This is a genomic window from Variovorax glucosi, from assembly GCF_051216695.1.
Lineage (GTDB): Bacteria > Pseudomonadota > Gammaproteobacteria > Burkholderiales > Burkholderiaceae_C > Variovorax.
In genome coordinates, this window is record NZ_JBPJZE010000160.1 from 1 (window position 1) to 1,298 (window position 1,298).

A 1,298-nucleotide genomic window follows, 5' to 3' on the forward strand; every position below is an offset into this window, starting at 1 on the left:
GTGCCACGTTGCGCCGGGGTCGCCCAGGCCGAGCTCCTTGGCCATGCGCTTGCGCACGGCCGCGCCCTGCCCCTTCATCTGCGCCAGCGTGCCGACAGCGCCGCCGAGCTGCAATTGCAGCGCGTGCCTCGCGGCGTCGCGCAGGCGGATGCGGCTGCGCACCAGCGGCGCCGCCCAGCCTGCGCACTTGAAGCCGAAGCTGGTGACCGAGGCCGGCTGCATCAGCGTGCGCGCGAGCATCGGCGTTTCGGCGTGCGTAACGGCCAGGCGCAGCAGCGCGTCGGCGGCCTTGGCAAGATCGGTCTCGATGAGCGCGACCGCTTCGCGCGTGACCAGCGCCATCGCGCTGTCGATCACGTCCTGGCTGGTGCTGCCGAAGTGCACGAAGGGCGCAGCGTCGGCATTGAAGAGGCCAACGGCTTCGCGCAGCGCCTTCACCAGCGGAATCGCGACGCTGCCCGCGCGGCCACTCTCGCGCACGATCTTGGCAACGTCGAACAGCTCGACCTTGCAGCTGCTGACGATCGAATGCGCGGCGCTCTCCGGGATCAGCCCTTCGGCGACCTGCGCTCGCGCGAGCGCGGCTTCGAAGCGCAGCATGGCGTCGACGAAGGCGCGGTCGCTGAAGGCGCCTAGCGTTTCGGATGTGGAGAGGAAGCCTTCGAAAATACTCATGCTGTGACCTGGCCTTTCAATATTTCAATTGGGCCACGGCACGCAATTCCTCCGGGGACGCTGTGCCGAATCCGAAGAACTCCAGGTAGGCAGGGATCATTTCAAACAGCATGTCGGTGCCGACCTGCACCTGGCAGCCCTTGGCCTTGGCGGCCTGCAGCAGCGGTGTGTATTCGGTCTTCATCACGACCTCGCCGACGAAAGTGCCGGGGTCGATGCGGTCCACGTCGAAGGGCAGCGGATCGCCCTCCTTCATGCCGAGCGGTGTGGCGTTGACGACCACGTCGTAGCCGGCCGGGTCCTTCGAGCCCGTGGCCACCTTCATCTGCGGATAGTGCTCGCGCAGCCGCGCGGCCAGGGCGCCGGCCGAAGCCTCGCTCATGTCGAACAGCATCAGCTCGGCAGCGCCTGCCGCAGCAATCGAAGCGGCAATGGCAGAGCCCACACCGCCCGTGCCCGACACCAGCACGCGCGTGCCCTTGAAGAGACGCCCCTTGCGCTCCACGCCGCGCACGAAGCCCGCACCGTCGAACTGGTCGCCCAGCAGGGTGCCGTCGGGGCGCTTGAGGATGGCGTTGCAGGCACCCGCGACGCGCGCCGTGGGCGTCACCTCGTCGACCAGC

The 1,298-nt window shown here is 68.3% G+C and carries 2 protein-coding genes; both read right to left on the bottom strand.

Translation table 11 applies throughout. The features are described 5' to 3' along the window. Positions 1-675 (bottom strand): lyase family protein (locus tag ACSFA3_RS23840; RefSeq protein WP_435507880.1); only part of this gene is annotated, 675 nt, incomplete at its 3' end. Positions 676-691: 16 nt separating this feature from the next. Beyond that, a partial coding sequence (locus ACSFA3_RS23845) for a shikimate dehydrogenase family protein (protein ID WP_435507881.1) occupies positions 692-1,298 on the bottom strand: 607 nt, incomplete at its 5' end.